Consider the following 7,389-nt stretch of genomic DNA (forward strand, 5'->3'; position numbering starts at 1 on the left):
CCGCTGCCAAGGCAAGTTAGCGCTCGCGTCGGGGTGCGCGGTACGGACCCCGACATCGATGCGGTCGTGCGGACTCAGTCCCCGAGGCGGTAGCTCACCGGCACCTCGACGCTCGCGACGACGGGTTGGCCGTTGTGCAGCGCGGGCTCGAATTTCCAGCGACGCACTTCGTTCATCGCGGCGCGATCAAGCGTGAACGACCCGCTGCGGCGGACGACCTCCGCATCGCTGACGCGGCCGGCGACGTCGACCTTCGCCATCACGACGACCGTGCCTTGCTGGCGCTCGCGCAATGCCGGCGCCGGGTAGGCCGGTTTGGGATGGGTGAGCAGCGCGACGCTGCGCTCGGACGGAATCGGCGCGGAATGCGTGGCCTGCGGAGTCGCCTTGGCCAGCATCGTGCGATTCGTGGGCCTGGCCCTCGTCGTCCGTTTCACGGGAGCCTTGTCTGCGGTCGGGGCATCGACTGAAGCCGGCTTGGCGGTGTCGTTTGCGGTCGCACCGGGTTGCTGTGCGGCATCGCTGTTCGCCTGGGCAGCAGTTGCCGGCGACGATTCCTCCGGTCGAGTCCAGGCGATGGTGGCGCTGGGCAGCGCTTCGGATCCGTCGCTCAACGCTTCCTTCTGGCCCTGGCGATAGAAGAACCACGCATTCGCTGCGAAAGCGAGTGCCACGAGGATCACGAGTCCGGGATAGTAAAGATCCTTGCGCGTCGGGCCGTCCGCGGGTCGGGCGTCGCGGGAAACGAATTGTTCGGATTGAGCCATGACTGCAACTCCTCTCGTCGTGGGTCCCCTGCGTGCGAGCTTGGCACGTTCGTGACGATCCGGCGTTTGGATTTCGTTATCGTCGCAGATGTGTTCAGCTGCAGTTCGCACAAGTGCGTTTGACACCGTGATGGGCGAGGTGCAGAGTGAATCGGTTGCATCGGTTTTCTCGACAAGGAGCCGAGAGATGAAAAAGCCAACGCCCACCACCTTGCGCACTCAGGCGCGCTACGGCTGGATTCCCGATCTGCCCGACCAGCGTGATCAGCTCTACTCGCTCGTCCACAAGGTATCGAAGAAGCTGCCGGCGAAAATCGACATGCGCGCGCAGTGCGCGCCGGTCGAAGACCAGGGCCAACTCGGCAGTTGCACCGCCAATGCACTGGTCGGCGCGCTTGAATTCCTCGAACTCAAGCAGCAACAACCGCTCGTCGATCTCTCGCGCCTGTTCGTCTACTACAACGAGCGCGTGATCGAGCACAGTGTGAGCCAGGATTCCGGTGCGATGCTGCGCGACGGCATCAAGACGCTGGCCAAGCAGGGCGTGTGCGCGGAAACGGTGTGGCCCTACGTGATCAAGCAGTTCACGAAGAAGCCGACGCCCGCGTGCTACACGCAGGCGCTGCAGCACACGATCACGAACTACCAGCGGCTGTCGACGACCGACGAAATGCGTTCCTGCCTCGCCGACGGCTATCCGTTCGTGTTCGGTTTCACCGTCTACGAAAGTTTCGAGTCGCAGACGGTCGCGAATACCGGCGTCGTCAATCTGCCGAGGAAGAGCGAACGTGTGGTCGGCGGTCACGCGGTCTGCGCGGTCGGCTACGACGATACGAAGCAGCGCGTCATCGTGCGCAACTCGTGGGGCACGGGCTGGGGGATGAAAGGCTACTTCACGATGCCCTACGCGTACCTCGCCGACCGCAACCTGTCGGACGATTTCTGGACGGTAAGAAAATAGCGAAGCAGGTTTGATTGCGCTGACGCAGCCTGCTCAGGCGCGCGTGCGCGCGAGGAATTCCGTCGCCAGCGATTTCGGTGCTTGCGCCAGCCAAGCCTGCTGCAGCAGTTCGCGCAATTCCGTCTTGCCGATTTTTTCGAGCCGCACGAGCACGGCGGGGAAGCCGTCGTAGTGCGGCTCGGTGAAGAACTTGTCCGCGTCGGCCATCAGCAGGATTTCCTTGGCGTCGAGACCGGCGACGCGCACGGCGAGCACGCGCGGATTCGGCACGCGCGGCTTCTTCGGCTCGATGCGCTCCAGCCAGACCCAGCAGAAACCCTTGTATTTCGCGCCGTGGCGTACCTCGAAGGCGAAATGGCCTTGCTTCTCGATCGTGTCGGGAAACGAGAGCGCGATCTTGCGGACGTCGGCTTGCGTGGCCATGCGAGCATGCTCGCACGCGCGCGTGGCGCACTCAATGCCGCGTGCGCTTGCCCGCGGTGGGCGTCATCTCGACGCTCAGCGTGAACGCACGCAACTCGTCGGGCTGGATCGCGCCGACACCGACGAGGCGCCGCGCGATTTCCTCGCCGCGCTCGTTGCGGATCGTCAGCACCATCGAGTATTCCCAGGCGCTGCCCTCGCTGTTGCGGAAACTGCCTTCGACGCGCAGCGGCGTGACGGTGGCGGCTAGCGCCTCGCCCGCGGCCGGGCCCACGCCGAAGCGCAAGTGATGCTTGCACGACGGGCATACCGTCGCGCTTTCGAGGATCGTCTCCCGGCAGTGCGGACAGGTGCGCGTCGCGCCGGGCAGGCCCGCGCGCGCGGTGCTCACGAGGCCGAACCGTTCGCCGGCTTGTGCGTGGAGGATTTCTCGTCACCCCAGCCGAACTCGGCGTGGCCGCGCATACGCGAGCCGGCGGCGACGGTGAGCGTGCCGGCCTTGAGGTCGCCGGTCAGCGCGCCGCTCTGGGTCAAATCGACATGCTGGGCAGCGTCGATGTTGCCTATGAGTTCGCCCGCGATCGTGACTTTTTCCGCGCGCACGCTGCCGGTGACATTGGCGCGCGGGTCGATGGTCAGATCACCGTGCACGTTGATGTCGCCCTTGAACCGGCCGGCGACGCGCACATGGCCGGCGCCTTCGATCTTGCCTTCGATCGCGATGTCGGGGGCGATCAGCGATTCGGATTTTTCCGCGGCACGCGTCTGCGTGCGCGCCGGCGCTGCAGCGACTACGGGTGCGGGATCGGGCTTGGGCTCGGGACCGGGCTGGACCTCGAAACGCGCCGGGGTCGCGGGTTGCTCCGGTGGAAACCCGGGGGTAGGGGATTGCTTGGTCGGTTCTTTCCACAGTGCCATGAGGGCGCTCCAGGTCGATGTGCGGTTTTGTCGTCCGGCAGCGGCGCGCAACGGCTCCCCTGCGCTGCCGGGACAGCAAGAGTACGCGATCGCGGCGAAGAAAAACGGAATTTTTCGTTAAGAATCCCCTTTTTGATCTGGTACTTGCGGACTGTTCCGCACGCTTGGCTCATGAACTGGCCGGATCGGCTTCGGCATAATGTCTGCCTTCAAGTCCGAGAATCCGTTGCATGTCGGGCCAGATGTCGTTGGGTGGTTTTGCCGATGCGGTGCCGACGGACCGCCTATTCTTCGCCGTGTTTCCGGACACAGCAGCAGGCGAAGCGATTGCGCGTCTGGCGGACGACATCGGCCGTCAGCATGACTTGCGCGGCGCCCCGCTGAAGCGCGAGCGCTTGCACATCACGCTGCATCATCTTGGCGACTACGCTGGCCTGCCCGCGGCCTTGGTCGAGGATGCGCGACGTGCGGCCGCGCAGATCGTCGCGACGCCGTTCGAGGTGACGTTCGATCGCGTGAAGAGTTTCGCCGGTCGCGCGGAAAAGAAACCCTGCGTGCTGGTTGGCGCCGATGGCGATACGCAGCTGCAGCGGTTGCGCAGGCAACTTGGTGAACGTCTGCTCAAGGCCAGCCTGGGCAAGCAGGTGACGCGCGAGTTCACGCCGCATGTGACGCTGCGTTACGAACGCCTGCTCGTGCCGGAACAATCTGTCGCGCCGATCGTGTGGACGGTGCGCGAATTCGCACTCGTGCACAGCCTGCTTGGCAAGACCGAGCACCGCATCCTGCAGCGTTGGACATTGCTCGGGTGAGATTGCTCGCGGAATTCGCGTGTCAGTTCTTCGGCGCCGCGCGCGCGAGGCAGGCGCGATAGCGTCGCTCGACGCTCTCGGCGAACATCGCGGTGGTGAACTTGCGCGTGATCTTCGGGCTGTCGAGGCCGATCTGCGGCAACATCGCGCGCGGCAATGGCGCGCCATTGGCCTTGTCGGCCAGCGCGTAGATCTTCGCGTACAGCAGCGTCTTTTCGAAGTCGAAGGTTTCGCCCTGCGCGAGCACATCGTGGATATCGCCGTCGCCCATCTGCAAGCGCTTGCCCAGCGTGCGCACGGCGAGTTCGGTGTGGCCGGTGTCGCCGCTGTAGTTGACGAGGTCGCCGTCGTAGGCGAGTGATTGCTTAGTCAGCACCTCGATCGCGTTCTGGAACGCGGCGTTGCGGCTCGCGTAGAAGCCGGCGTTGTAGTCGGCGAAACGGTAGATCATGCGGTCGTAGGAGACCGGATAGGCGAGCAGGTGGGCGATGCCGAAGTAGACGCCGCCGCGTCGGCTGAAAACTTCGTGGCGGATCGAGCCGTCGTATGGATATGGATAGGGATGCGTGCGCGTGAACTCCTCGGAGATCGTCACGCTGACCTGCATCGGCCCACCGGTCTTGACCGGATTGGAGTCGGCGAACAGCGTCTGCCCGAGTGGCACGCGACTTATCAGATCTTCGAACACGAGGCTCAGTTCGCGCTCGGTGTGCACCGCGGCGATGCGGTCGTTGTAGCTGCGCCCGTCCGAGGATTTGATCGCCATCGCCGCGTGCACGGCGAACGCGGGGATGTGGTGCGCGCCGGCGCGGCGATCGATTTCCTCCTGCGCGATGCGGCCGAGATTCGGCACCGGCGGATCGGCGACGAAGCTCGACTCCTGCTCGATGACGGCGAGCGCGGCGCACAGGTGCGAGGCGCTCGGCTCGACGTCGAGCGCGTAGAACGCATCGGTGATGTCGAGCGCCCAGCCGGCGCGATCCTGCGCGCCGGAAGGGATCAGCGTCGCCAATTGCGCGCGGACTTCCTCGCGCGGTCGAAGCGGTTTCTTTGGCGGCGTGGCGCAGCCGGCGAGCAGGGCAGCCAGCGCCAACGCGGCGAATCGCAGGATCAGGCGGGTGCGTCGGATCGGCGCAGGCATGCGAAATCTTTCATCCGTTTTCGTGCCCGCATTGTGACCTACTGCGCCGCGCGACGCAGCGTCTCGATGTCGATCTTCTTCATCTGCATCATCGCCTGCATCGCCTTGGGATGTGCGATCAGCTCGGCCATGTTGGCCGGCACGACTTGCCAGGAAAGTCCGAACTTGTCCTTGAGCCAGCCGCATTGCTGGGCGGAGGCGTCACCGCCGGCGCTGAGCGCGTCCCAGTAGCGGTCGATTTCGGCCTGCGTCTCGCAGCTGATCACGAACGATACCGCCGGCGTGAAGCTGAAGATCGGGCCGCCGTTGAGCGCGACGAAATCGTGGCCGTCGAGATTGAACGCCATCGTCATGACCGCGCCTTCGGGTTGCCCGCAGGCTTGCGCCGACGCCTTGTCGTAGCGCGCGGTCTTGCCGATCGTGGAATTGGGGAAGATCGATACGTAGTAGTTCGCGGCTTCCTCGGCCTGGCTTGCGAACCAGAGAAACGGGGTGATGCGCTGGAAACGGGTGCTCATGGCTTGCTCTCCTCGCAGTGAAGGGGCGAAGCAGCGCCTGAAGGTGTTCAAGCGCTGCTTCTGTGCATGCGACGAGCGGGCGGAGACGAAATCGACATCGCCTCCGTACTGGCTCAGTCCATCTTCACCGTCTCGCCGTGCTTGACCACGAGCAGCGGCTTTTCCGTGGCGCGGATGTTCTTGAGCACGTCGCCCGGCACGGCGACGACGTCGGCGTACTTGCCCGCTTCGAGCGTGCCGGTATCGGCGTCGATGCCGAGCAGCTTGGCCGAGCCGATGCTGCTCGTCATCAGCGCGGCGGCCGGAGCCATGCCGAGCGCGACGAGGTCACCGAATTCCTCGGCGTTCTTGCCGTGCGGATACACGGCCGCGTCGGTGCCGAACGCCATCAGCACGCCGATCTTGAGCGCGTGCTTCATCATTTCCGAATGCGCGGTCGCCGCGGCGCGCGCCTTGGCACCGATCTTCGGCGGATAGGTGTCGGCCTTGGCCAGCACCCATTCTTGGGTCATGCGCGTCGGCACGAGGTAAACGCCTTTCTGCTTCATCAGTTGCAGCGTCTCGGGCTTGAGGAAGCTGCCGTGTTCGATCGAATCGACGCCGGCTTCGACCGCGAGCTTGGCGGCGAGATCGCCGTGCGCGTGCGCGGCAACCTTGCGCCGCCAAGTGTGCGCTTCGCTCATGATCGCCTTGAGTTCGTCGGGCGTGAGCTGCGGCACGTCGACCGGATCGGCTTCGGAAAGCACGCCGCCCGAGGCGCAGATCTTGATCACGTCGGCGCCGAACTTCATCTGCTCGCGCACCGCCTGGCGACACGACTCGGGACCGTTGCATACGCCTTCGAGCGGGCCGGGTTCCTTCATGCGGTCCGGCGGGATCGGCGAGTTGTCGCAGTGGCCGCCGGTCGAGCCGATCGCATGCGCGGCGACGAGCATGGTCGGGCCCTCGGCGAGATGCTGGTTGATCGCGTTGCGCAGGGCGACGTCGACGAAATCGGCGGCGCCGACTTCACGCACCGTGGTCACGCCCGCGCGCAAGGTTGCGCGCGCATTGCGCTCGGCGTGGAACGACTGCTCGACCGGAAAGCGCAGCATGCCCTCGTAGAAACCCTGCGCCCAGTCGTCGTTGTGATCGGAGGCGATGTGCGTGTGCGCGTCGATGAAGCCGGGCAACAAGGTTGCATCACCGAGATCGATCACCTTCGCGTCGGCCGGGACCGCGGTATTGGCACCGATCGCAGCGATGCGCTCGCCCTGGATGACGACGACGCCGGGCGAGACCAGCGTGCCGCTGCGTCCGTCGAACAGGTGCGCGGCCTTGAGCACGAGTGGCTTCGGCGCGGCGGGTGTGCTTTTGGCAGGTGCCTGCGCCTGTGCGGAAAGCGCGAGCAGCAGGCCTGCGGCAAGCGACGCGATACGGTGCTTCATTTCTTCTTGCTCCCCGGTGGTGGTGACGGGGGAGTATAGGTGCATCGGTGCGCGCAGCGGGGGTGCCATTCGCCATGGATGCGATGGGGCTGCTCCGCGCCCGGTGTCGGCCGCGCAAGCATTTTGCCGTGCCTGTTTTTCGCGCGGAAATCAACCGTCGCTGCGACGGGTTTTTCAGCGAGCGTACACGTCTGCGGACTACCATCGTTCATGCAGGGGTTAGGAGAGTGCCATGATCGTGTCCCCATTCGTTCCGTCGAAGCAGTTCGCCGGTCTATTTTCGTGTGCGCTGGCCGCGATGCTGACCGCATGCAGCGGCTCGTCGCCGAACAGCACGGCGCAGAGCGCGCCTGCGCAAAATCCGCCACCTGCGCAGCAGCAGCCGCCGGTGCCGCAGCAGTCGATGTCGGTAGCGGACTTGA

General features: G+C 65.2%; 10 protein-coding genes. 3 read left to right on the forward strand and 7 right to left on the reverse strand.

The window, feature by feature from the left end; genetic code table 11:
• Window positions 1-74: 74 nt before the first annotated feature.
• Window positions 75-767: a TonB family protein gene (locus VF497_RS18215; protein WP_330891444.1), complete on the reverse strand. Its 693-nt coding sequence runs from the start codon at window positions 765-767 to the stop codon at window positions 75-77.
• A 187-nt stretch (window positions 768-954) separates the two neighbouring features.
• Here VF497_RS18215 and VF497_RS18220 point away from each other — a divergent pair, with 187 nt between their 5' ends.
• Window positions 955-1,728: a C1 family peptidase gene (locus VF497_RS18220; protein WP_330891446.1), complete on the forward strand. Its 774-nt coding sequence runs from the start codon at window positions 955-957 to the stop codon at window positions 1,726-1,728.
• 33 nt (window positions 1,729-1,761) lie between these two features.
• Here VF497_RS18220 and VF497_RS18225 read toward each other — a convergent pair whose 3' ends face one another.
• Genes VF497_RS18225 through VF497_RS18235 form a run of 3 tightly spaced genes read right to left on the reverse strand, consistent with a single transcriptional unit; the run spans window position 1,762 to window position 3,069 of the window.
• Window positions 1,762-2,151: a hypothetical protein gene (locus tag VF497_RS18225; RefSeq protein WP_330891448.1), complete on the reverse strand. Its 390-nt coding sequence runs from the start codon at window positions 2,149-2,151 to the stop codon at window positions 1,762-1,764.
• A 31-nt stretch (window positions 2,152-2,182) separates the two neighbouring features.
• Complete coding sequence (locus VF497_RS18230) at window positions 2,183-2,542, reverse strand: hypothetical protein (protein WP_330891450.1); 360 nt, start codon at window positions 2,540-2,542, stop codon at window positions 2,183-2,185.
• Complete coding sequence (locus VF497_RS18235) at window positions 2,539-3,069, reverse strand: polymer-forming cytoskeletal protein (protein WP_330891452.1); 531 nt, start codon at window positions 3,067-3,069, stop codon at window positions 2,539-2,541. The genes VF497_RS18230 and VF497_RS18235 overlap by 4 nt, the downstream gene beginning before the upstream one ends.
• 230 nt (window positions 3,070-3,299) lie before the next feature.
• Between VF497_RS18235 and thpR the strand changes: the two genes are divergently transcribed.
• Window positions 3,300-3,881: an RNA 2',3'-cyclic phosphodiesterase gene (thpR, locus tag VF497_RS18240; RefSeq protein ID WP_330891454.1), complete on the forward strand. Its 582-nt coding sequence runs from the start codon at window positions 3,300-3,302 to the stop codon at window positions 3,879-3,881.
• Window positions 3,882-3,903: 22 nt separating this feature from the next.
• Here thpR and VF497_RS18245 read toward each other — a convergent pair whose 3' ends face one another.
• From VF497_RS18245 to VF497_RS18255, 3 genes are all read right to left on the reverse strand, one after another.
• Window positions 3,904-5,022 carry a DUF1615 domain-containing protein gene (locus tag VF497_RS18245; RefSeq protein ID WP_330891456.1) on the reverse strand — a complete coding sequence of 373 codons (1,119 nt, stop codon included), beginning with the start codon at window positions 5,020-5,022 and terminating at the stop codon, window positions 3,904-3,906.
• 38 nt (window positions 5,023-5,060) lie between these two features.
• Window positions 5,061-5,540 (reverse strand): VOC family protein, encoded by a 480-nt coding sequence (locus tag VF497_RS18250; protein ID WP_330891458.1) that lies wholly within the window; start codon window positions 5,538-5,540, stop codon window positions 5,061-5,063.
• 113 nt (window positions 5,541-5,653) lie between these two features.
• The gene (locus VF497_RS18255) at window positions 5,654-6,967 is read right to left on the reverse strand and encodes an amidohydrolase family protein (RefSeq protein ID WP_330891459.1); all 1,314 of its coding nucleotides are present in this window, start codon (window positions 6,965-6,967) and stop codon (window positions 5,654-5,656) included.
• Between the two features lie 232 nt (window positions 6,968-7,199).
• On the opposite strand from VF497_RS18255, the gene VF497_RS18260 reads away from it, so the two are divergent.
• The coding region (locus VF497_RS18260; protein WP_330891461.1) for a hypothetical protein at window positions 7,200-7,389 on the forward strand (190 nt) is incomplete at its 3' end.

The sequence above is a fragment of the Rudaea sp. genome (assembly GCF_036383415.1).
Classification (GTDB): Bacteria; Pseudomonadota; Gammaproteobacteria; order Xanthomonadales; family Rhodanobacteraceae; genus Rudaea.

Excerpts from the sequence above, each read along its gene's own strand:
- VF497_RS18215 (WP_330891444.1), bottom strand. The coding sequence starts at position 767 with ATGGCTCAATCCGAACAATTCGTTTCCCGCGACGCCCGACCCGCGGAC.
- VF497_RS18220 (WP_330891446.1), top strand. The coding sequence starts at position 955 with ATGAAAAAGCCAACGCCCACCACCTTGCGCACTCAGGCGCGCTACGGC.
- VF497_RS18225 (WP_330891448.1), bottom strand. The coding sequence starts at position 2,151 with ATGGCCACGCAAGCCGACGTCCGCAAGATCGCGCTCTCGTTTCCCGAC.
- VF497_RS18235 (WP_330891452.1), bottom strand. The coding sequence starts at position 3,069 with ATGGCACTGTGGAAAGAACCGACCAAGCAATCCCCTACCCCCGGGTTT.
- thpR (WP_330891454.1), top strand. The coding sequence starts at position 3,300 with ATGTCGGGCCAGATGTCGTTGGGTGGTTTTGCCGATGCGGTGCCGACG.
- VF497_RS18245 (WP_330891456.1), bottom strand. The coding sequence starts at position 5,022 with ATGCCTGCGCCGATCCGACGCACCCGCCTGATCCTGCGATTCGCCGCG.
- VF497_RS18250 (WP_330891458.1), bottom strand. The coding sequence starts at position 5,540 with ATGAGCACCCGTTTCCAGCGCATCACCCCGTTTCTCTGGTTCGCAAGC.
- VF497_RS18255 (WP_330891459.1), bottom strand. The coding sequence starts at position 6,967 with ATGAAGCACCGTATCGCGTCGCTTGCCGCAGGCCTGCTGCTCGCGCTT.